Genomic DNA, 22697 nt, shown 5'->3' with positions numbered 1-22697 from the left:
TAAAGTATAGTCTAAATAGATATACTCGCCAATGAAAAATACTATCAGAGCTAACGAAGCCCTTAATAAACCAACATTTTCAAAAATATATTCTTTGAAAATAAAGGAAAGGACTCCCAAAATAAGGAATGATAGTAACATTGACTTAACAATAAACCATTGCTTCCTCGCCATTCTAACACTTCTCTCTAAGGAATATTAATTGTATAGTTCCAATTCCAGCCACCGATATATTTCCCTAAACTTATTCTTCTAATTCCGTTTTCTACTGCCCATTTTGCTGTTGCAGCTGCTCCAGCTGTTATAACTGCTGCTACACCTGCACCGACTGGTCCTGCTGCTGCAAATTGCTTGGCATACCAGCCCACATATCCACCTACAAATGCGCCAGCTGCCCATGCATTCATTTTTCTTACTTTTGGTCCTAAATTAATATATACACCTACAAATCTGGATAATTGTGGTGTATTTAAATCAATTTCATTTGTAGCATCAATCATCAATTGCGCATCCGAAACTGAAATATTTAAATCCGAAGCTAAAGTCTCAACATCTGTGTTAATTACAAGAACACCATTAACAGTATCGAAATAGCCTTCTAATTTTTCACTAGCCTGCAACATTTCCTTATCTAAAGTTCCATATTCATTTTCAATATCCGTAATTGTTTCATTAATTTTATCTACTGAAACAACTCCAAAATCCAAAATACTTGTTGAGTCGGTTGCTAAAGCTCTCATAGGAATTATAGTCATTCCTAAAATGCCTAAGACAGCTACAGAAATTAAAAATTTATTTTTCATAATTTAAAGCTCCTCCTTTTACTTTGATATCCGATTTTTTAATACCTAACAACTGTTAATTTTTGCTGATCAACAAACATACTATGGTACTTTCTTCATCAATTCCCTCCCTTTCATAAATTTGTCTGTTGTAAAAAATAGTAGCATACACTATTTTAAATAGACATAGCTATTATTCTATTTTATAGGGACACATTACTAATATAAGCAAACATAGTAACAGCCTTATACAATTTAGATAATAAATAACAACCTATTTCATTAACTAAAACAACAATAGTCATAAAAAGGACTGGTTTTTAACAGATACATGTCACAATGTTTTCATTCTATTTATTTAATAGTTGATTCACTAATTAAAAAAATAATTTCTAATTTTCACTTAATATAAATGTAAAAATACCCCATCAGAACATGCTTTTATTCAGTTAGTAAAAAAACGGTCCAAAATCTAGTCAGCATAGTTATGCGATAAATCATTTTTGAGCTCGAACCACTTCTATTTAAAAATGTGATGAGGTAAGCCTTCACTTTTAATAAAAAAACAACAGGAGTTGGTGAAGCAACCCTTCTGTTGCTCCACCAACTCCTAAATAGACTGTTTCTCGATGCCTTAGATCATTTTGATTCTTTTTCGCCTGCTTCTAAGTAGCTGACATCATTGACTTTATCCAAAGTATACTCGCCATTTTTGTAATGAATTGTTGTGACACTAGCATTCTTCAAACCGCCTTCTGGGACTTTAAAATCATCAAATAAAGTTGCTAACAACGCTGAAATACTCAAGCCATGAGAGACCACTAAAACATTGCCATTCCCGGGATTGGCTGATTCTGTGGCAACAATTTTATCTAAGCCTTTTTTCAAACGTTTGGTAATTGTAGCATAGTCTTCTGCAGGCCAGTTATTCTTGCTTTCCTCGCGCTGTTGATCCAGTTTAGCTACGCTGTTGGCAAAGGATTCAGGAGTCATGTTTTTCATAAATTCTTCTAAGGAAACACCTTGATCATCAGCAATATCCTGCCACATTGTCTTGTTTAAATCCCCTTCATAGCTACCAAAATTAAATTCACGTAAATCTGGGTCACGCACGACTTCAAGGTCTTTGCCTGCTTTATTTTGATCTAAAATAAGTTGAGCAGTTTGCAAGGCGCGGCCACTATCACTACTATATGCATTTTGAAAGGCAACATCTTTCAGGCCAATCCCAGTTGCTGTCACAACTTTTTCACCTTCTGGTGTTAAGACCGCATCTGACCATCCTTGTACGCGGTCCGTCGTATTTAACATGGTTTTTCCATGGCGCACAATGTAAAGAGTTAGTTCTTCAGGTTTTGTCTCTTTTTCTTTTGTCGTTGCTTGCTGATTTTTACCACAACCAACCATTACTAAAATGGCCAGAAAAAGCATCCCCACAATCGTCAATCGTTTTTTCATTTTTTATTTCCCCTCATTTTCTACTCAGTTGTTAAGTTTTCACCATTACTAGCGATAACTTGTTTGTACCAATTAAATGATTTTTTCTTAGTTCGTTTCAAGGTTCCCTGACCTTGGTCATCCATGTCTACATAGATAAAGCCGTAACGTTTTTTCATTTCGCCAGTCCCTGCTGAAACTAAGTCAATACAACCCCATGGCGTATAACCAATTAAGTTAACCCCGTCTTCTTCTACTGCGGTTCTCATGGCTTCAATATGTTGTTTAAAATAATCAATGCGGTAATCGTCGACAATCGAGCCATCCTCTTGCAATGTATCCACCGCACCAAACCCGTTTTCAACCACAAACAATGGCATATTGTAACGATCTGACAACTGACACAATGAAATTCTTAACCCTAAAGGATCGACAGCCCAGCCCCATTCAGATTCTTGCAAATAAGGATTTTTAACCGCAGGCATTTGGTTGCCTCCGACATATTTTACTTCTTCGGGATAAGCAGTCGAAACGGTCGACATATAATAACTAAACCCGATATAATCAACTGTTCCTTTTTGAATAATCGCTAAATCCTCTGACTCCATTTGAATTGTCATTCCTTCACGCTCAAATTCTTTGAGCTTATGCGCTGGATAATAGCCCTTAGCCTGGACATCCATATAAAATTCTTGCTCTCGGTTAAATTGAACAGCTGCCATCACGTCCTCAGGTTTGCAGGACAAAGGATAACTTGGAATATAAGCCACCATCATACCAATTTGGAAATCTGGATTGATGGAATGTCCTAATTCAACTGCTTTCGCACTTGCTACAAATAGATGATGCACTGCTTGATATTTACTTTGTTTATCATTATTGTGAATCCCAATTTGCGTCCAACTTCTTAAAAAATTAATTTCATTAAAAGTCATCCAATACTTCACTTTATCCTGGTAACGTGTAAAAATGGTTTCGCAAAAGAAAACAAAGAAATCAATCACTTCACGATTTTTCCAACCATCATATTCATCGGCCAAATACATCGGAATATCAAAATGGTTAATCGTCACAACGGGCTCAATTCCATGGCGCAGCAAAGTATCAAAAACTTTATCATAAAAGGCTAAGCCTTCTTCATTAATCTCTTTTGTTCCATTTGGGCAAATCCGGCTCCAGGCGATAGACAGCCGAAAACATTTGAAACCCATTTCTGCAAATAAGGCGATATCTTCTTCGTAATGATGGTAAAAGTCCGTCGCTACATGACTAGGGTAGTATAACTCTTCATCGATATAACCAATCGCTCCTTCGGGTAATGCTTGATCGCGCGTACACGAAGCTTTTTGGCCCTCTTTAGTTAAATACGTAATCCGTCGCGGTTCTGTTTGACTACCACCAGTAATTGCATCTAATGTACTCAGACCTTTGCCTCCTGAAAGGTAGCCACCTTCATATTGGTTAGCAGCTGTTGCACCGCCCCATAAAAAATTTTCTGGAAATCCCATAAAATCCCTCTTTCCCTCTGTTTTTAGGCATAACAAAGAAACCATCAAGGGAATTGACGCTGGCAGAAGAGTCCTTGTTTTTTCTGCCAACGTCAAACGCCCTTTAATAGTTGCTAATTTTATTAATTACTTAAATCTTCACCATTTGTTGCGATTACTTTTTTGTACCAATCAAACGATTTCTTCTTGCTTCGTTTTAACGTACCATTTCCTTCGTTATCGCGATCCACATAGATAAAGCCATAGCGTTTTTTCATTTCACCTGTTCCAGCTGATACTAAATCAATACAGCCCCAAGTCGTATAGCCTAACAAGTCGACACCATCTTGTTCAACGGCATCTTTCATCGCTTGAATATGCGCCGCCAAATAATCGATACGATAATCATCGACTACATAACCATTTTCGTCTGGTGTATCTACCGCTCCTAAGCCATTTTCAACAATGAATAGTGGTTTTTGATAACGATCATATAAGTCATTCATCGTAATTCTCAAACCAAGTGGATCAATTTGCCAACCCCATTCACTAGCTTTTAAATAAGGATTTTTCACAGAGGCAAAGATGTTACCAGCTGTTTGCTCATTAATTTCTGGATCTGTTGATGTGACACGAGAAGAATAATAAGAGAACGAAATGAAGTCCACCGTATGTTCTTTTAAAAGTTCTTCGTCGCCTTCTTCCATTTCAATTTGAATACCTTTACGGGCCATTTCTTTTAAAGCATACGCAGGGTATTCCCCACGTGATTGGACATCAATAAAGAAATAATTTTCACGATCTGCTTGTCGAGCAGCGAAAACATCTTCTGGTTTACAAGTATAAGCGTAGTTGGAACCAGCCGCTAACATACAACCTATTTGGTTTTCAGGATCTACCTCATGAGCAATTTTTGTCGCAATTGCACTTGCTAGTAGTTCATGATGGGCCGCTTGGTATTTCACTTGTTCTTTGTTTTCGCCTTCTTCAAAGTATAGACCTGCTCCCATAAATGGTGCATGTAAAATCATATTAATTTCGTTAAATGTTAACCAATATTTGACTAATCCTTTATATCGGTTGAAAATTACACGGCAAAGATTTTCATAGAAACCTACTAACTTACGACTACGCCAAGCGCCATATTCTTCCACTAAGTGCATTGGGCAGTCAAAGTGTGTAATCGTTACTAGTGGCTCAATCCCATATTTATGACATTCTTTGAATAAGTCTTCATAGAACTTCAAGCCTTCTTCATTCGGCTCTGTTTCATCTCCCATTGGAAAAATTCGACTCCAAGCAATGGATAAACGGTATGTTTTAAAACCCATTTCACCAAATAAGGCGATATCTTCTTTATAGCGATGATACATATCAATCGCCTCTTGTGCAGGATAGAAATGTTCCTCATCAAAGTTAAACATTTTCTTTTCACCAGTGATTACTGGAAAACGATCTGGACCCGTTGGCGCTAAATCGACGTTTGCCAAACCGCGTCCGCCTTCGTTATAGCCACCTTCACATTGATTGGCTGCTGTTGCGCCACCCCATAAAAAGTCTTTTCTAAATGCCATAAATTCTCTTCCTCCACATCTTTTTATATTAAAGCGGTCAGCAAATCATCGCTTGTTGAAACTTCATTACTGCCGACTTCCAAAATATCTAAATAATCCGCTGTATTCGTCACAACGATTGGAATTTGTGTACTAAACCCAGCTTTTTTAATTCCTTCTAAATCAAAGGTTACTAATGTTTGACCTTTTTTCACGCGGTCACCTTGTTTTACAAAAGCTTCAAAGCCTTCGCCTTCTAATTGAACTGTATCAATCCCAATATGAATCAATAATTCTGTGCCGTTATCTGAAATCAAACCTAATGCATGTTTTGTTGGGAATAGTGTGACAATCGTTCCATCAAAGGGTGCAACCACTTTGCCTTCCGTTGGTTCAATCACGACCCCATTTCCTAATGCTCCATTTGCAAAAGCAGGATCCTCTGCATTTTTTAAAGATAACACTCGTCCTTTGACTGGACTTGTAATATTTTCTTTTTTAATCGTTGTTTTATCAATAATCACTTCTTCTTCCTCAACTGTATCGTCTTTCCAGAAGAAGAATGTTAGACCAAAACCAACGACCGCTGCAATGGCAATTGCAATAAAGGACTGAATCATCCCACTTGCATCATCACCATTGATAAAGTTTAGCACACCGAAAATTCCTAAACCACCCATTGTATAAGCTGTCACATTGTTGATCATCAAATATAAACCACCGACAGCGCCACCAATCATTGAATAAATAAATGGCCATTTTTTTGGTAAAGTGATTCCATAAATTGCTGGCTCTGTTACACCAAAAATACCAGAGATAATTGCTGGCGGACACAAAGCTTTTAACTTTTTATCTTTCAATTTGAAGAACATCGCTAAAACAACCGCTGTTTGCGCAAAACTAGCTGCAAATGATCCCGTTAATACTTGGCTTGAACCTTCTTGTGTCACTTGCATAATAGCTAATGGCACAACGCTCCAATGTAAACCAAAAATAACTAAGACTTGCCAGAAGAAACCAAGAATCAAACCATACAAAGCTGGTGAGAAACTCATTAATGCTGTAAAGCCAGCGCTTAATAAATCTGTTAGCATGCTAACGATTGGCCCAATTACTAAGAAACCAATTGGTAAGGCAATCAACAAGACGAAAAACGGTACTAAGAACGTTTGAACAACTTCTGGAATAATACGTTTAAACACTTTTTGAACTTGTGCCGCAAAAGCAATAATGAAGATGATTGGTACGACACTACTTGTATAGTTCGCACCGACCCAAGGGATCCCCATAAATGTATTATAGGCAGGTAAGCCGAATAAATTATACGGTGCTGCGGCTCCGGCACCCGCTGTTGTTTCAAAGGCCGTTTGTAATGCACTTCCTTGAATCGTTGGGTAACATAAAGCTGCACCAATCACGATCCCTACCATTGGATGCAACCGGAATTTTTTAGCTGCTGTATAACCTAAAATAACTGGCATAAAGTAGAAAATTGCATCGCCAATCCCATTTAACATGGTATAAGTCCCTGACGTAGCCGTATAGAGCTTTAAGAAAACCAATAAGGCATTTAACCCTTTAACCATCCCAGCCGCTGCTAACGCCCCTAAAAAGGGTTGGAAACAACCACTTAAAATATCTATTAAGCGATCAAATAAATTTCCACTGGAAGCTTCTTCTTCACGTTCTCCTGACAAGCCTGCAATACTAACTACTTCTTCGTAAACGGCTGGAACATGGTTCCCAATAACGACTTGGTATTGTCCACCGCTTTTCATAACAGTTACCACACCGTCCATATTTTTTAAGACATCATCATTCGCTTGACTCTCATCTTTTAATTTGAAGCGAAGACGTGTGATACAATGTGTCAAACTATTAATATTCTCTTGCCCACCGACATTTTTTACAATTTTTTCTGCTAGTTCATGATATTTTCCCATCTTTTTTTCCTCCAAAAATTTATTTTCATTTGAAGGTTTAGCCAACTGAATGTCACTATCCAAAGTGGTGCGTTTATTGTTCCGTTGTTTGTACAATTCGTGCAATGTGAATCGTTAGGTACAAGCGTTCTTCATTTGAAACTTGATAGTCATAGTTCTCATTTAAATACAAGCTGATCTTTTCCACGCAACGATAGGCGTTGAGATATTTCTTTTTAATTACCGCATACAGTTCTTCATCATCATTTTCGACAACTTCACGTTGGTGTAATAAGCGATAACAGAAAAATTTTAAATGTGTGCTAAATCGATAAAAGTAGACAGAGTCTTCATCAAAACTTACCTTAAAATAGTATTTGACGATATTTGTAATCTCTTGCATCAACTTTGTCAATTCGTAAATATTACCGACTTCTTCCTCCATCTCCGCATTTACCAAGTGCAATGCGATAAAACCTGCCTCATCCGTTGACAATTCCATTCCTACGCGCTTTTGTACCATTTTTAAAGCATTTACTCCTACTTCGTACTCTTCAGGAAAAAAACGTTTAATATCCCATAATAATAAATTCTTAATTGCAATTCCTTGTTTTTTTCTTTCTAAAGCTGTGTACAAATGATCCGTCAGAGAAATATAAATGGTATCATTCAAACTCTTTTTCAACGTTGATTTTGCATAAACAATAATGTCATCCGAGAGTTTCATCATCTCTAAAGGAATATTTCCTAACAATTCTTGAAACTTAAGTGATGTTTCTTGATTGGCTAAATAAAAAACTTGATCGATACTTTCATCAGGAACCCAATCCCCAATGCGTTTCTTAAAAGCAATTCCTTTGCCCATAACAATTTGCTCTCGTTTATCATCATCTAATGTAATAACCACATTATTGTTTAAAATTTTGTGAATAATCAATGCCCCACCTCCTTTGTGTTTCGTTGAAAAAAGAAAAACCCAATTTCTTCAAAAAGAACGACACATATGTCGCTTCATGAAAAAATTAGGTTTAGCTTGTCTTTAAACAATCACTATCCATCTATTTACTTATCCCTACATCCAAAGAATAACATATTTACAACAAATGTCAACGCTTTCAACGACATTTTTTTGTAATAAAAATAAAAAAAGCATACAAACACTGTTTGTATGCTTCACTATGACCCGTACGGGACTCGAACCCGTGTTACCGCCGTGAAAGGGCGGTGTCTTAACCGCTTGACCAACGGGCCATTAAAAAGAAAAAACGGAGAAGGAGGGATTTGAACCCTCGCGCCGGTTTCCCGACCTACACCCTTAGCAGGGGCGCCTCTTCAGCCACTTGAGTACTTCCCCAAGAAATAAATGGGCCTAAATGGACTCGAACCATCGACCTCACGCTTATCAGGCGTGCGCTCTAACCAGCTGAGCTATAGGCCCCAAATAAGAAAAAAGCGGGTGACGAGAATCGAACTCGCGACAACAGCTTGGAAGGCTGTGGTTTTACCACTAAACTACACCCGCAAATTTTTCTTGGATGGCGCGGGACAGAATCGAACTGCCGACACATGGAGCTTCAATCCATTGCTCTACCAACTGAGCTACCGAGCCAAAAACGGTCTGGACGGGACTCGAACCCGCGACCTCCTGCGTGACAGGCAGGCATTCTAACCAGCTGAACTACCAAACCATACTTTTCTTTTTATGTGCTTTTGAAATCAAAAGCAATTGCGGGGGCAGGATTTGAACCTACGACCTTCGGGTTATGAGCCCGACGAGCTACCTGACTGCTCCACCCCGCGATAATTAGACCAAGGAAACTTAATTCCTAAGAAAGGAGGATAAGGGATTCGAACCCTTGCACGGTTTTACCCGCCTGACGGTTTTCAAGACCGTTCCCTTCAGCCGGACTTGGGTAATCCTCCGTAACAAAACTATGACCCGTACGGGACTCGAACCCGTGTTACCGCCGTGAAAGGGCGGTGTCTTAACCGCTTGACCAACGGGCCATTTTATAAAATTATGGGCCTAAATGGACTCGAACCATCGACCTCACGCTTATCAGGCGTGCGCTCTAACCAGCTGAGCTATAGGCCCAAAAAGAAAAGCGGGTGACGAGAATCGAACTCGCGACAACAGCTTGGAAGGCTGTGGTTTTACCACTAAACTACACCCGCATGGCGGTCTGGACGGGACTCGAACCCGCGACCTCCTGCGTGACAGGCAGGCATTCTAACCAGCTGAACTACCAAACCATACTTTTCTTTTTATGTGCTTTTGAAATCAAAAGCAATTGCGGGGGCAGGATTTGAACCTACGACCTTCGGGTTATGAGCCCGACGAGCTACCTGACTGCTCCACCCCGCGATAATTAGACCAAGGAAATTTAATTCCTAAGAAAGGAGGATAAGGGATTCGAACCCTTGCACGGTTTTACCCGCCTGACGGTTTTCAAGACCGTTCCCTTCAGCCGGACTTGGGTAATCCTCCATGATAAAAATAAAACTATAAACAACGTCACAATGGACCTTGTAGGACTCGAACCTACGACCGGACGGTTATGAGCCGTCTGCTCTAACCAACTGAGCTAAAGGTCCAGGCTCTTCCAAATGTATAATCGCGGCGGAGGGGATCGAACCCCCGACCTCCCGGGTATGAACCGGACGCTCTAGCCAGCTGAGCTACACCGCGAAACTCTTATATTAAAATAAGAATGGAGCCTAGCGGGATCGAACCGCTGACCTCCTGCGTGCAAAGCAGGCGCTCTCCCAGCTGAGCTAAGGCCCCATAAAAATTATTATCGGGAAGACAGGATTCGAACCTGCGACCCCTTGGTCCCAAACCAAGTGCTCTACCAAGCTGAGCTACTTCCCGTATATAACTAATGCACCCAAAGGGAGTCGAACCCCTAACCTTTTGATTCGTAGTCAAACACTCTATCCAGTTGAGCTATGGGTGCTAAATATAAAACAATGCCGAGGACCGGAATCGAACCGGTACGGTGATCACTCACCGCAGGATTTTAAGTCCTGTGCGTCTGCCAGTTCCGCCACCCCGGCGTAATGAATTGGCTAAGCGGAAAACGGGGTTCGAACCCGCGACCCCCACCTTGGCAAGGTGGTGCTCTACCACTGAGCTATTTCCGCAAAATGGTGCCGGCTAAAGGACTTGAACCCTCGACCCTCTGATTACAAATCAGATGCTCTACCAACTGAGCTAAGCCGGCTAAATATGCGGGTGAAGGGACTTGAACCCCCACGCCTTGCGGCGCTAGATCCTAAATCTAGTGCGTCTGCCAATTCCGCCACACCCGCAAATGAAATATGAATATGAGCCGTACAGGGCTCGAACCTGTGACCCTCTGATTAAAAGTCAGATGCTCTACCAACTGAGCTAACGGCTCAAAAAATGGAGGTTAACGGGATCGAACCGCTGACCCCCTGCTTGTAAGGCAGGTGCTCTCCCAGCTGAGCTAAACCTCCAAAAACAACAATTCGCGTGGCGACGTCCTACTCTCACAAAGGGAAACCCTTCACTACAATCGGCGCTAAGAAGCTTAACTTCTGTGTTCGGCATGGGAACAGGTGTATCCTTCTCGCTATCGCCACCACACTGGGTGTTGTTTCTTATTGAGTTGAATCTTCATTCACTCAAAACTGGATTGAAGTTTGAATCAAAATAACCAAGTTGCTTTTACTTATCCATTCTTTGGTTAAGTCCTCGACCGATTAGTATTGGTCCGCTCCAACTATCACTAGCCTTCCACTTCCAACCTATCTACCTGATCATCTCTCAGGGGTCTTACTTTCTTAAAGAAATGGGAAATCTCATCTTGAGGTGGGCTTCACACTTAGATGCTTTCAGCGTTTATCCCTTCCCTACATAGCTACCCAGCAATGCCCTTGGCAGAACAACTGGTACACCAGCGGTAAGTCCATCCCGGTCCTCTCGTACTAAGGACAGCTCCTCTCAAATTTCCAACGCCCGCGACGGATAGGGACCGAACTGTCTCACGACGTTCTGAACCCAGCTCGCGTGCCGCTTTAATGGGCGAACAGCCCAACCCTTGGGACCGACTACAGCCCCAGGATGCGACGAGCCGACATCGAGGTGCCAAACCTCCCCGTCGATGTGGACTCTTGGGGGAGATAAGCCTGTTATCCCCAGGGTAGCTTTTATCCGTTGAGCGATGGCCCTTCCATGCGGAACCACCGGATCACTAAGCCCGACTTTCGTCCCTGCTCGACTTGTAGGTCTCGCAGTCAAGCTCCCTTCTGCCTTTACACTCTTCGAATGATTTCCAACCATTCTGAGGGAACCTTTGGGCGCCTCCGTTACCTTTTAGGAGGCGACCGCCCCAGTCAAACTGCCCATCTGACACTGTCTCCCACCACGATTAGTGGTGCGGGTTAGAGGGTTCATAACACAAGGGTAGTATCCCACCAGCGCCTCCTCCGAAACTAGCGTTCCGGTCTCATCGGCTCCTACCTATCCTGTACATGTGGTACAAACACTCAATATCAAACTACAGTAAAGCTCCATGGGGTCTTTCCGTCCTGTCGCGGGTAACCTGCATCTTCACAGGTACTAAAATTTCACCGAGTCTCTCGTTGAGACAGTGCCCAAATCGTTACGCCTTTCGTGCGGGTCGGAACTTACCCGACAAGGAATTTCGCTACCTTAGGACCGTTATAGTTACGGCCGCCGTTTACTGGGGCTTCAATTCTGAGCTTCGCCGAAGCTAACCCATCCTCTTAACCTTCCAGCACCGGGCAGGCGTCAGCCCCTATACTTCATCTTACGATTTTGCAGAGACCTGTGTTTTTGATAAACAGTCGCTTGGGCCTATTCACTGCGGCTGACCGAAGTCAGCACCCCTTCTCCCGAAGTTACGGGGTCATTTTGCCGAGTTCCTTAACGAGAGTTCGCTCGCTCACCTTAGGATACTCTCCTCGACTACCTGTGTCGGTTTACGGTACGGGCAGTTGTTTTCTCACTAGAAGCTTTTCTTGGCAGTGTGACATCAGGAACTTCGCTACTATTATTTCGCTCCCCGTCACAACTTGTCCTTAAAGAGTAAAGCATTTAACTCTACTCAAGACTCATTGCTTGGACATGCACTTCCAATCGCATGCATTCCTTAGCCTACTGCGTCCCTCCATTGCTCAAACAAAAACAACTGGTACAGGAATATCAACCTGTTGTCCATCGCCTACGCCTATCGGCCTCGGCTTAGGTCCCGACTAACCCTGGGCGGACGAGCCTTCCCCAGGAAACCTTAGTCATACGGTGGACAGGATTCTCACCTGTCTTTCGCTACTCATACCGGCATTCTCACTTCTAAGCGCTCCAGCCGTCCTCACGATCGACCTTCAACGCCCTTAGAACGCTCTCCTACCACTACACCTAATGGTGTAGTCCACAGCTTCGGTAATATGTTTAGCCCCGGTACATTTTCGGCGCAGGGTCACTCGACTAGTGAGCTATTACGCACTCTTTAAATGGTGGCTGCTTCTAAGCCAACATCCTAGTTGTCTGTGCAACCCCACATCCTTTTCCACTTAACATATATTTTGGGACCTTAGCTGGTGGTCTGGGCTGTTTCCCTTTCGACTACGGATCTTATCACTCGCAGTCTGACTCCCGGATATAAATGAATGGCATTCGGAGTTTATCTGAATTCGGTAACCCGAGATGGGCCCCTAGTCCAAACAGTGCTCTACCTCCATCATTCTCAATTCCGAGGCTAGCCCTAAAGCTATTTCGGAGAGAACCAGCTATCTCCAAGTTCGTTTGGAATTTCTCCGCTACCCACACCTCATCCCCGCACTTTTCAACGTACGTGGGTTCGGTCCTCCAGTGCGTTTTACCGCACCTTCAACCTGGACATGGGTAGATCACATGGTTTCGGGTCTACGACTACATACTCATTCGCCCTATTCAGACTCGCTTTCGCTGCGGCTCCGTCTCTTCGACTTAACCTCGCATGCAATCGTAACTCGCCGGTTCATTCTACAAAAGGCACGCCATCACTCATTAACGAGCTTTGACTTGTTGTAGGCACACGGTTTCAGGATCTATTTCACTCCCCTTCCGGGGTGCTTTTCACCTTTCCCTCACGGTACTGGTTCACTATCGGTCACTAGGGAGTATTTAGCCTTGCGGGATGGTCCCCGCGGATTCCGACGGAATTTCTCGTGTTCCGCCGTACTCAGGATCCTCCTAGGTGTTGTCAGCATTTCGTCTACGGGGCTTTCACCCTCTTTAGCGGAATTTTCCAAATCCTTCAACTATACTAACAGACTACCATATTGAAGTCCTACAACCCCAACAAGCAAGCTTGTTGGTTTGGGCTCTTCCCGTTTCGCTCGCCGCTACTCAGGGAATCGAATTTTCTTTCTCTTCCTGCAGGTACTAAGATGTTTCAGTTCTCTGCGTCTACCTCTAATCAGCTATGTATTCACTGAAAAGTAATATCCTATAAAAGATATTGGGTTCCCCCATTCGGAAATCTCTGGATCATAGCTTACTTACAGCTCCCCAAAGCATATCGGTGTTAGTCCCGTCCTTCATCGGCTCCTAGTGCCAAGGCATCCACCGTGCGCCCTTATTCACTTAACCTTATCAACCTTACGGTTGGGTCTTGATCACTTCTTCTAGCGATAGAAGGTTAATCAATAAATAAGCAATTGAACTTATTAAAAAACTCATTCAACGCGGTGTTCTCGGTTTGTTTTGATTCTTTTTACTTCAATATCCAGTTTTCAATGAACGAATGTTTTGAGAGTAGACCTCTCAAAACTGAACAAAGTAAAGACGAAATGTGTATTTCCGTAATATTCCTTAGAAAGGAGGTGATCCAGCCGCACCTTCCGATACGGCTACCTTGTTACGACTTCACCCCAATCATCTATCCCACCTTAGGCGGCTGGCTCCAAAAAGGTTACCTCACCGACTTCGGGTGTTACAAACTCTCGTGGTGTGACGGGCGGTGTGTACAAGGCCCGGGAACGTATTCACCGCGGCGTGCTGATCCGCGATTACTAGCGATTCCGGCTTCATGCAGGCGAGTTGCAGCCTGCAATCCGAACTGAGAGAAGCTTTAAGAGATTTGCATGACCTCGCGGTCTAGCGACTCGTTGTACTTCCCATTGTAGCACGTGTGTAGCCCAGGTCATAAGGGGCATGATGATTTGACGTCATCCCCACCTTCCTCCGGTTTGTCACCGGCAGTCTCGCTAGAGTGCCCAACTAAATGATGGCAACTAACAATAAGGGTTGCGCTCGTTGCGGGACTTAACCCAACATCTCACGACACGAGCTGACGACAACCATGCACCACCTGTCACTTTGTCCCCGAAGGGAAAGCTCTATCTCTAGAGTGATCAAAGGATGTCAAGACCTGGTAAGGTTCTTCGCGTTGCTTCGAATTAAACCACATGCTCCACCGCTTGTGCGGGCCCCCGTCAATTCCTTTGAGTTTCAACCTTGCGGTCGTACTCCCCAGGCGGAGTGCTTAATGCGTTTGCTGCAGCACTGAAGGGCGGAAACCCTCCAACACTTAGCACTCATCGTTTACGGCGTGGACTACCAGGGTATCTAATCCTGTTTGCTCCCCACGCTTTCGAGCCTCAGCGTCAGTTACAGACCAGAGAGCCGCCTTCGCCACTGGTGTTCCTCCATATATCTACGCATTTCACCGCTACACATGGAATTCCACTCTCCTCTTCTGCACTCAAGTCTCCCAGTTTCCAATGACCCTCCCCGGTTGAGCCGGGGGCTTTCACATCAGACTTAAGAAACCGCCTGCGCTCGCTTTACGCCCAATAAATCCGGACAACGCTTGCCACCTACGTATTACCGCGGCTGCTGGCACGTAGTTAGCCGTGGCTTTCTGGTTAGATACCGTCAGGGGACGTTCAGTTACTAACGTCCTTGTTCTTCTCTAACAACAGAGTTTTACGATCCGAAAACCTTCTTCACTCACGCGGCGTTGCTCGGTCAGACTTTCGTCCATTGCCGAAGATTCCCTACTGCTGCCTCCCGTAGGAGTCTGGGCCGTGTCTCAGTCCCAGTGTGGCCGATCACCCTCTCAGGTCGGCTATGCATCGTGGCCTTGGTGAGCCGTTACCTCACCAACTAGCTAATGCACCGCGGGTCCATCCATCAGCGACACCCGAAAGCGCCTTTCACTCTTATGCCATGCGGCATAAACTGTTATGCGGTATTAGCACCTGTTTCCAAGTGTTATCCCCCTCTGATGGGTAGGTTACCCACGTGTTACTCACCCGTCCGCCACTCCTCTTTCCAATTGAGTGCAAGCACTCGGGAGGAAAGAAGCGTTCGACTTGCATGTATTAGGCACGCCGCCAGCGTTCGTCCTGAGCCAGGATCAAACTCTCATAATAAAAGTTAGAACAATCTTACGATTGTTAAGCTCAATTTGTTTGCTAGCATATTGCTTGCTTGTTAAAAATGTTTGTTGTCTTGAATTGAATCAAGACGCCCTACACATTTGGTTCGTCTATTCTTTGTTCAGTTTTCAAAGGTCTACGTTACCTCGCAGCAACTTTTACATCATAACAAACTTCTGTTTGAATGTCAAGAACTTTTTTTTAAAAAAGTTTTTTTAAGTTGTTTTGCTCGGTTGTTGTTGTCTGTTGTGACAACTTCTATATCTTATCATCTCGTTTGTTATTTGTCAACAACTTTTTTGTTGTTTTTTCAAACTTTTTTCGAGAGATTTGAAATCAAGAATTGTTATTTAATTATTGATTTCTGAATCGCTCAGCTGTGTGACTCGCCTTGCGACATGTAATAATATACCAAGATTTCAAGCATTGGTCAATCATTATTTTCACTTTTTTTAAACTTTTTTTCAATACCGATTATTCTTTCTTATCCGATTAGATAAAGTTCGTTTTTTTATCAGATTACCCATTCTTTTTATTACCCATCTTCGATTTTTTTAGAAAAATAGAATTGGTTTCAATTGTTTTTCTATTCTTTTTTTATTTAATTTTTTGCGAATACAAAAAAAAGATGCCCTTAAGGCATCTTTTTTTATCTCATTGTTGGGAATAGCAAGACATCACGAATTGATTGTGCATCGGTTAATAACATAACTAGTCGATCAATCCCAATACCTAATCCTCCGGTTGGTGGCAAGCCATATTCTAAGGCTTCGATGAAATCTTCATCTACTCCGTGTGCTTCATCATTTCCTTGTTCCCGTTCTTTTTCTTGTTCTTCAAAACGTTCACGTTGGTCAATTGGATCATTTAATTCTGTAAATGCATTAGCAAACTCTTTTCCGATAATAAATAGTTCAAAGCGGTCAGTGAAACGACCATCTTCTGGATTTTTCTTCGCTAATGGTGAAACAGCTACTGGGTGACCATAAATAAATGTTGGTTGTTGCAACGTATCTTCTACAAATGTTTCGAAAAATTCATTAATGATATGACCGACTGTCATGGCATCTGTAATTTCAACATTATGTTCTTTAGCTAACGCACGGGCTTCTTCTATCGTCATCTCTTGCCAAAAATCTACGCCCGTTTGTTCTTTGACCGCATCTACCATGTGTAGACGTTTGAAAGGACTGCCTAAGTCAACAGCTTGACCATCGTACGTGATATCAGTAGTTCCTAAGACTTTTTCCGCAGCATTACGAATAATTCCCTCTGTTAAATCCATCACATCTTGATAATCAGTATAAGCAGTATAAGCTTCTAGCATTGTAAATTCTGGGTTATGAGTGGTATCGATGCCTTCATTACGGAAGACACGACCAATTTCATAGACTTTTTCCATGCCACCGACAATTAAACGTTTTAAATGTAACTCTAGGGCAATGCGTAAGTATAAGTCCATATCTAACGCATTATGGTGTGTGATAAATGGACGAGCAGCAGCTCCTCCTGCTTCGTTATGCAAGACAGGCGTTTCTACTTCGACATAGCCATTGCCATCTAGATAACGACGGATTTCGCTAATAATTTGACTGCGTTTCATGAAACGATCAAAGCTTTCTTTGTTACTGATTAAATCCAAATAGCGTTGACGATAGCGTTGTTCCACATTCGTTAATCCATGGTATTTATCTGGCAATGGACGCAAAGCTTTAGTTAATAACGTAATTGTTTGAGCTTTAACAGTAACTTCCCCCGTATTGGTTTTCATTACTTGACCTGTCACACCAAAGAAGTCGCCTAAGTCAGCATGTTTAAATAGTTCATAGGCTTCGTCTCCAACTTGGTCCTTCCGAACATAAATTTGAATTTGGCCTTCACGGTCTTGCAAATGGGCGAAACCAGCTTTTCCTTTACCACGTTTTGTCATCATACGTCCAGCAACGCTGACTTCTGTATTCATTTCACTAAGTTCTTCTTTTGTATGATTATCATATTGTTCATGAAGTTCTGCTGAATTATGAGTGCGATCGAAACGTTTACCGAAAGGATCAATCCCTTCTTCACGTAAAGCTTCCATTTTTTCGCGGCGCACGAGCATTTGATCATTTAAATCCTCTAAATGCGCTTGTTGTTCTTCTGCCACTGTTGTTCCTCCATTCTTGATTTTAACCTATCCTAATAATGCCACAGTAATTCGAAAAAAAGCAAGCCGAATTTTACTTTCGGCTTGAATTTTTTATTCTTCTATAGTAGTTACAGCAACTTTGGAAATCTTCTCTACAAAGGCATCAAGTAAATCGACAACTGCTTGTTGTGTTTCGACTTGGTTAATCGCAACTTTCACTTTAGCTGCTCGCGAGATTCCTTTTAGATAGTAAGAAGCATGTTGGCGAAACTCACGGACCGCAATTTTTTCGCCTTTTAAATCCACTAATCGTTGTAAATGAACTTTTGCAATATTGATTTTTTCAGCTGGTGAAGGCTCAGGCATCAATTCGCCCGTTTCCAAGTATTCTTTCGTCCGTTGAATCATCCAAGGATTGCCCAAAGCAGCTCGACCAATCATCACACCATCCGCCCCAACATATTCTAACATGCGTTTAGCATCTTCAGGCGTTTTGACATCGCCATTTCCCATAAAAGGAATGGTTAAATGCTTTTTCACTTCCTTTAAAACGTCCCAGTTGGCTGTCCCTTCATACATTTGGACACGTGTCCGACCATGCATAGCAATGGCCGAAGCCCCTGCTTGTTCGGCAGCCAAAGCGTTGTCTACAGCATATAGATGATCTTCATCCCAGCCTGTTCGCATTTTTACAGTGACAGGCAAAGAAACTGCCGAAGAGACTGCGTGAACCATCTCATGCACTTTATTCGGATCCAGCAACCATTTCGCACCAGCTTCAGCTTTAATTATTTTATTGACAGGGCAACCCATGTTAATATCAATAATCGCCGCTTGCGTATTTTCTTCCACAAACTTAGCAGCTTCCACTAATGTTTCTTTATCTCCACCAAAAATTTGTACACTTAAAGGATATTCTCGCTCATCAATATATAGCATTTCTAAGGTTTTTTTGTTTCTTAATTTAATTCCTTTATCACTAATCATTTCACAAACGACTAATCCTGCGCCAAATTCTTTTACAGTCACACGAAAAGCGGCGTTACTAATACCCGCCATCGGAGCTACGACAACACGGTTGGGGATTTCAACGTCTCCAATTTTCCACATAGTCTTTCCTCCTACTTTTGTTTCGTATTGCGAATCGCTTCATCGCGAAGTTCAATTAATTCTTCTTCACTATAGTGATATTTATTGTTACAGAATTGACAAACTGCTTCTGCTCCATGATCTTCATCAATCATCGCATTTAATTCATCGATCCCAACGGCAATCAAAGCGGTCGCAAATTTTTCTTTGGAACAGTCACATTTAAATTGTACAGGCATTTTTTCTAAAATTTCTACTTCGTCTTCTCCCAATAAGCGATACAAGACTTGTTCAGGTGTTTCTCCATTTTCTAGTAATTGTGAAATTGGTGGCACTTCCGCTAGACGCTGTTCAATAAAATCAATGGTACTTTCATCGGCACCTGGCATTACTTGAATCATAAAACCACCGGCTGCTTTCACCGATTCATCCGTGTCCACCAATACACCTAAACCGATAGCTGAAGGAACTTGTTCAGAGACCGCCATAAAATATGTAAAGTCTTCACCGATTTCACCAGAAACAATAGGTGTTTGTCCAGAAAAGGTTTCTTTTAATCCTAAATCTTTAATGACTGTGAAAATTCCTTCGTTACCGACAGCGCCACGTACATCAATTTTACCTGTTGCATTCAACTTTAAGCTGACATGTGGATTTTTAATGTAGCCTTTTGTTTCTCCACGGCCATTACTATCGACAATAATAGCGCCAGCTGGGCCATTTCCTTGTACTTTTACAGTTAATTTATCGTCACCTTTTAAAGTCGCTCCTAGTAAAAGGGCTCCAATCAATGTGCGTCCTAACGCTGCGGTAGAAGAACTCCATGTATCATGTCTTCTTTGCGCTTCGCTAACAGTTTCAGTGGCACTGATGGCATATGCTCGTATTGAACCTTTATAACAAAGGGCTTTTACTAAATAATCTTCCATTCTTTTTCCTCTTCTCTTGGTGCTTTTTTGTCCATTAGTCAGATAATACTAGGAATCAGGTGTTTTTTCAACCAAATAATCTTCCTTCTATAGAATATCTTAATATTATAGAAGGTGCAGTATTCGTCAACTCGACAAATACTGCACCTTCTACTAATTGGTTATTTATAACGATCTTCGTAGTTATTGCGATCATATTCAGAATTGGAATCTGAATCTTTTTTCTCTTCAGATTGGACTTCTTTTTCTGTTTGTTCGCTTTCTACTTTGACTTCTTCTGCTTCATCATGTAATTCTTTTTTCGCTTCTTCAAAGTCTTGCTTTTCTTCAACTTGTTTTTGCGCTTCTTTTTCTTCTAAAGCACGTTTTGCTTCTTCGAATGTTTGCGCTTCTTTTTCACTAGGATAGTCGCTGTCAGCACCTTCAGGCATTTTACCTGTTTCAAATAATGATTTGATTGCTTTTGCATCTAATGTTTCATATTCTAATAGTTTTTCAGCGATTAGTTTATGTTGTTCACGGTGCGCTTCGATAATTTCATGCGCTTTCGTATGAGCATCCATTAAGATACGACGAACTTCCTGATCGATTTCAAACGCCACTTGTTCTGAGTAAGCTTTTGTTTGACCATAATCACGACCGACAAAGACTTGATGGTTTCCTTCATATTGAACAGGTCCTAATTTGTCGCTCATTCCATATTCAGTTACCATGCTACGGGCAATCCCTGTTGCTTGTTCAAAGTCATTTGAAGCCCCTGTTGATTGAACGCCAAAGATAATTTCTTCTGCTGTACGTCCACCAAGTAAGCCAACGATTTGTTCAAACATATCTTCTTTAGTCATTAAGAATTGATCTTCTTTTGGTAAAGCAATCATATAACCGCCTGCGCGACCACGAGGGATAATTGTTACTTTATGGACAACACGGGCACGGCTTAAGACTAAACCAACGATTGTGTGTCCCGCTTCATGGTAAGCCACCATTTCGCGTTCTTTTTTATTAATCACGCGATCTTTTTTAGCTGGACCAGCAATTACGCGGTCTTCAGCTTCATCCACATCAGAAGCATCAATTTTTTTCTTGTTACGACGAGCAGCAACTAAGGCTGCTTCGTTTAAGACATTTTCTAAATCAGCACCAGCAAAACCTGGTGTTTGTTGTGCAACAACTTTCAAATCAACGTCATCAGCTAACGGTTTGTTTTTCGCATGAACACGTAAAATCGCTTCACGACCTTTGACATCTGGACGTCCTACCAAAATTTGGCGGTCAAAACGACCTGGACGTAACAACGCTGGGTCTAACACGTCTGAACGGTTCGTTGCAGCAATTACGATAACTCCTTCATTGCCATCAAAACCATCCATCTCAACTAATAATTGGTTAAGGGTTTGTTCACGTTCGTCGTGTCCGCCACCCATACCAGCACCACGTTGACGACCAACTGCATCGATTTCATCGATAAAGATAATTGCAGGCGCGTTTTTCTTCGCTGTTTCAAATAAATCCCGGACACGGCTAGCACCGACCCCGACAAACATTTCAACGAAATCTGAACCTGAGATTGAGTAAAATGGCACACCTGCTTCACCTGCTACGGCTTTAGCAAGTAACGTTTTACCAGTCCCTGGAGGTCCTTCTAATAGTACGCCCGCAGGAATCCGTGCGCCTAATTCAGCGAAACGACGTGGATCTTTTAAGAATTCCACTACTTCAACTAATTCTTGTTTTTCTTCTTCCGCACCAGCTACATCTGAGAAGCGGACACGGTTAGCTTTTTTATCGGCTTCTTTGGCTTTTGATTTACCGAAGTTCATCACACGGCCACCGCCGCCACCGCCACCGCCTTGTTGGCTCATCATCATATAGAAGAAGAAGAAAATAATCACTAATGGTAAGAAACTAAACAACAGTGACAACCAAGCTCCACTTGTTGATTGTTCTTTGACAACTAGCTTCACCTTGTTATTTTGTGCCGCATCTTGAATGCCAGCTAAGGTTGTATCACTAGGTAAAACGGTTGTTGTGAAGCCTTTTGACGACGCTTGCGTTGAGCCCCACAATGACAGACCACCTGTGTCTTTCACTTCTTGTTTTTCTTTATACTGACCTTCAATCCGGTAAACCCCATTGGTTGGTTGAATGGTCATGTCTTTGACTTTTCCGTCTTCCAATTGTTGTTGGAAGGTTGAGTAATCGATGTCTGGCGATTGTTGGTTGTTATTTCCAAAAATGAAATAGACAACCATGACCATGGCAAGTACTACTAAGACGTAGTATAAACCATTTTTCATGCCATTATTCTTTTTGTTCATGCCTGTCCTCCTTATGCTCATCATTACAATTCATGTTATTCTTTTATCAATCCTGACCTTTACATTGTAACACAATTAATTCCTTGATAGATATTAATTTGATTCGTAAACTTCAGGTTTTAAAACGCCAATATAAGGCAAGTTGCGGTACGTTTCTGCATAGTCTAATCCGTAACCGACCACAAACTCATTGGGCACATCAAACCCTACGTAGTCAGCTTTAATGTCTACTACACGGCCTTCTGGTTTATCTAATAAGGTAACAATTTTCACAGATGCAGCTTTACGGTATCTAAACAAATCTACTAAATACGCTAATGTACGACCACTATCGATGATATCTTCTACGATTAAAATATGTCTACCTTCGACATTTGTGTCTAAGTCTTTGACAATTTTTACTTCGCCTGAAGAAACTGTCGCGTTGCCGTAGCTAGATACATCCATAAAGTCCAATTCTAAATAAGTATTGATTTCACGAGTCAAATCAGCCATAAATGGTACTGCACCTTTTAAAATACCGACCACTAAAGGATTTTTCCCTTGATATTCTTCTGTCAGTTGCTTGCCAAGCTCTGCAGACTTCGCAAGAATTTCTTCTTTGGAGATTAGGACTTTCTCAATATCTTTTTCTATCATA

Annotated in this window: 11 protein-coding genes, 25 tRNA genes and 3 rRNA genes; all 39 read right to left on the bottom strand. The window is 41.9% G+C overall.

Features of this window, described 5'->3' with window-relative positions; translation table 11 throughout:
• Positions 1-188: 188 nt before the first annotated feature.
• Positions 189-803 (bottom strand): hypothetical protein, encoded by a 615-nt coding sequence (locus IGK27_RS01170; RefSeq protein WP_002377892.1) that lies wholly within the window; start codon positions 801-803, stop codon positions 189-191.
• 618 nt (positions 804-1421) lie between these two features.
• The gene (locus tag IGK27_RS01165; protein ID WP_002358330.1) at positions 1422-2240 is read right to left on the bottom strand and encodes a histidine phosphatase family protein; all 819 of its coding nucleotides are present in this window, start codon (positions 2238-2240) and stop codon (positions 1422-1424) included.
• A 20-nt stretch (positions 2241-2260) separates the two neighbouring features.
• A complete protein-coding gene (locus IGK27_RS01160) occupies positions 2261-3727 on the bottom strand; it encodes a glycoside hydrolase family 1 protein (protein WP_002377891.1) in 1467 nt (488 codons plus the stop codon).
• A gap of 122 nt (positions 3728-3849) precedes the next feature.
• Positions 3850-5280 (bottom strand): 6-phospho-beta-glucosidase, encoded by a 1431-nt coding sequence (locus IGK27_RS01155; RefSeq protein ID WP_002379945.1) that lies wholly within the window; start codon positions 5278-5280, stop codon positions 3850-3852.
• A 23-nt stretch (positions 5281-5303) separates the two neighbouring features.
• Positions 5304-7202: a beta-glucoside-specific PTS transporter subunit IIABC gene (locus IGK27_RS01150; protein WP_002387875.1), complete on the bottom strand. Its 1899-nt coding sequence runs from the start codon at positions 7200-7202 to the stop codon at positions 5304-5306.
• Positions 7203-7275: 73 nt separating this feature from the next.
• Positions 7276-8118, bottom strand: coding sequence for a BglG family transcription antiterminator LicT (gene licT, locus IGK27_RS01145; protein ID WP_002355181.1), 843 nt, complete (start codon positions 8116-8118; stop codon positions 7276-7278).
• 242 nt (positions 8119-8360) lie between these two features.
• Positions 8361-8432: transfer RNA gene (locus tag IGK27_RS01140), tRNA-Glu, on the bottom strand.
• A gap of 15 nt (positions 8433-8447) precedes the next feature.
• Positions 8448-8535, bottom strand: a tRNA-Ser gene (locus tag IGK27_RS01135).
• A gap of 10 nt (positions 8536-8545) precedes the next feature.
• Positions 8546-8619, bottom strand: a tRNA-Ile gene (locus IGK27_RS01130).
• A 13-nt stretch (positions 8620-8632) separates the two neighbouring features.
• Positions 8633-8703: transfer RNA gene (locus IGK27_RS01125), tRNA-Gly, on the bottom strand.
• Between the two features lie 14 nt (positions 8704-8717).
• Positions 8718-8790 (bottom strand) — tRNA-Phe (locus IGK27_RS01120).
• Positions 8791-8795: 5 nt separating this feature from the next.
• Positions 8796-8869: transfer RNA gene (locus tag IGK27_RS01115), tRNA-Asp, on the bottom strand.
• 38 nt (positions 8870-8907) lie between these two features.
• Positions 8908-8981 (bottom strand) — tRNA-Met (locus tag IGK27_RS01110).
• Positions 8982-9014: 33 nt separating this feature from the next.
• Positions 9015-9104, bottom strand: a tRNA-Ser gene (locus tag IGK27_RS01105).
• Between the two features lie 12 nt (positions 9105-9116).
• Positions 9117-9188 (bottom strand) — tRNA-Glu (locus IGK27_RS01100).
• A gap of 14 nt (positions 9189-9202) precedes the next feature.
• Positions 9203-9276: transfer RNA gene (locus tag IGK27_RS01095), tRNA-Ile, on the bottom strand.
• A gap of 9 nt (positions 9277-9285) precedes the next feature.
• Positions 9286-9356 (bottom strand) — tRNA-Gly (locus tag IGK27_RS01090).
• Between the two features lies 1 nt (position 9357).
• Positions 9358-9434, bottom strand: a tRNA-Asp gene (locus tag IGK27_RS01085).
• A 38-nt stretch (positions 9435-9472) separates the two neighbouring features.
• Positions 9473-9546 (bottom strand) — tRNA-Met (locus IGK27_RS01080).
• Positions 9547-9579: 33 nt separating this feature from the next.
• Positions 9580-9669, bottom strand: a tRNA-Ser gene (locus IGK27_RS01075).
• 33 nt (positions 9670-9702) lie between these two features.
• A tRNA-Ile gene (locus IGK27_RS01070) sits at positions 9703-9776 on the bottom strand.
• A gap of 20 nt (positions 9777-9796) precedes the next feature.
• Positions 9797-9870: transfer RNA gene (locus tag IGK27_RS01065), tRNA-Met, on the bottom strand.
• Positions 9871-9893: 23 nt separating this feature from the next.
• A tRNA-Ala gene (locus IGK27_RS01060) sits at positions 9894-9966 on the bottom strand.
• Positions 9967-9979: 13 nt separating this feature from the next.
• A tRNA-Pro gene (locus tag IGK27_RS01055) sits at positions 9980-10053 on the bottom strand.
• A gap of 11 nt (positions 10054-10064) precedes the next feature.
• Positions 10065-10138: transfer RNA gene (locus tag IGK27_RS01050), tRNA-Arg, on the bottom strand.
• A gap of 14 nt (positions 10139-10152) precedes the next feature.
• Positions 10153-10238 (bottom strand) — tRNA-Leu (locus tag IGK27_RS01045).
• Between the two features lie 15 nt (positions 10239-10253).
• Positions 10254-10325, bottom strand: a tRNA-Gly gene (locus IGK27_RS01040).
• Positions 10326-10329: 4 nt separating this feature from the next.
• A tRNA-Thr gene (locus IGK27_RS01035) sits at positions 10330-10405 on the bottom strand.
• Positions 10406-10411: 6 nt separating this feature from the next.
• Positions 10412-10493: transfer RNA gene (locus IGK27_RS01030), tRNA-Leu, on the bottom strand.
• Positions 10494-10509: 16 nt separating this feature from the next.
• Positions 10510-10582: transfer RNA gene (locus IGK27_RS01025), tRNA-Lys, on the bottom strand.
• Positions 10583-10588: 6 nt separating this feature from the next.
• Positions 10589-10661: transfer RNA gene (locus tag IGK27_RS01020), tRNA-Val, on the bottom strand.
• A gap of 14 nt (positions 10662-10675) precedes the next feature.
• Positions 10676-10791: ribosomal RNA gene (rrf, locus tag IGK27_RS01015) — 5S ribosomal RNA — on the bottom strand.
• Positions 10792-10887: 96 nt separating this feature from the next.
• Positions 10888-13800 (bottom strand): 23S ribosomal RNA (locus tag IGK27_RS01010).
• A 226-nt stretch (positions 13801-14026) separates the two neighbouring features.
• Positions 14027-15587: ribosomal RNA gene (locus IGK27_RS01005) — 16S ribosomal RNA — on the bottom strand.
• The 16S, 23S and 5S rRNA genes sit together here with 25 tRNA genes alongside, the layout of an rRNA operon.
• Before the next feature lie 655 nt (positions 15588-16242).
• The gene (gene lysS, locus IGK27_RS01000; RefSeq protein ID WP_002359372.1) at positions 16243-17739 is read right to left on the bottom strand and encodes a lysine--tRNA ligase; all 1497 of its coding nucleotides are present in this window, start codon (positions 17737-17739) and stop codon (positions 16243-16245) included.
• A gap of 93 nt (positions 17740-17832) precedes the next feature.
• Positions 17833-18831, bottom strand: a complete 999-nt coding sequence (gene dusB, locus IGK27_RS00995) for a tRNA dihydrouridine synthase DusB (protein ID WP_002356263.1) — start codon at positions 18829-18831, stop codon at positions 17833-17835.
• Positions 18832-18842: 11 nt separating this feature from the next.
• Positions 18843-19739 (bottom strand): Hsp33 family molecular chaperone HslO, encoded by an 897-nt coding sequence (hslO, locus tag IGK27_RS00990; protein ID WP_002359370.1) that lies wholly within the window; start codon positions 19737-19739, stop codon positions 18843-18845.
• 161 nt (positions 19740-19900) lie between these two features.
• Positions 19901-22057, bottom strand: coding sequence for an ATP-dependent zinc metalloprotease FtsH (ftsH, locus tag IGK27_RS00985; protein WP_002363441.1), 2157 nt, complete (start codon positions 22055-22057; stop codon positions 19901-19903).
• Between the two features lie 93 nt (positions 22058-22150).
• Positions 22151-22696 carry a hypoxanthine phosphoribosyltransferase gene (gene hpt / locus IGK27_RS00980; protein WP_002356260.1) on the bottom strand — a complete coding sequence of 182 codons (546 nt, stop codon included), beginning with the start codon at positions 22694-22696 and terminating at the stop codon, positions 22151-22153.
• Position 22697 lies beyond the last annotated feature (1 nt).

Origin of the sequence: Enterococcus sp. DIV0236, from assembly GCF_050558525.1 — a bacterium.
GTDB classification, from domain to species: Bacteria; Bacillota; Bacilli; order Lactobacillales; family Enterococcaceae; genus Enterococcus; species Enterococcus faecalis.
The sequence above is the reverse complement of the archived record's forward strand: the minus strand, read 5'-3'. Positions and strand labels throughout refer to the sequence as shown.

Excerpts from the sequence above, each read along its gene's own strand:
- IGK27_RS01165 (WP_002358330.1), bottom strand. The coding sequence starts at position 2,240 with ATGAAAAAACGATTGACGATTGTGGGGATGCTTTTTCTGGCCATTTTA.
- ftsH (WP_002363441.1), bottom strand. The coding sequence starts at position 22,057 with ATGAACAAAAAGAATAATGGCATGAAAAATGGTTTATACTACGTCTTA.
- dusB (WP_002356263.1), bottom strand. The coding sequence starts at position 18,831 with ATGTGGAAAATTGGAGACGTTGAAATCCCCAACCGTGTTGTCGTAGCT.
- IGK27_RS01170 (WP_002377892.1), bottom strand. The coding sequence starts at position 803 with ATGAAAAATAAATTTTTAATTTCTGTAGCTGTCTTAGGCATTTTAGGA.
- hpt (WP_002356260.1), bottom strand. The coding sequence starts at position 22,696 with ATGATAGAAAAAGATATTGAGAAAGTCCTAATCTCCAAAGAAGAAATT.
- IGK27_RS01160 (WP_002377891.1), bottom strand. The coding sequence starts at position 3,727 with ATGGGATTTCCAGAAAATTTTTTATGGGGCGGTGCAACAGCTGCTAAC.
- IGK27_RS01155 (WP_002379945.1), bottom strand. The coding sequence starts at position 5,280 with ATGGCATTTAGAAAAGACTTTTTATGGGGTGGCGCAACAGCAGCCAAT.
- IGK27_RS01150 (WP_002387875.1), bottom strand. The coding sequence starts at position 7,202 with ATGGGAAAATATCATGAACTAGCAGAAAAAATTGTAAAAAATGTCGGT.
- hslO (WP_002359370.1), bottom strand. The coding sequence starts at position 19,739 with ATGGAAGATTATTTAGTAAAAGCCCTTTGTTATAAAGGTTCAATACGA.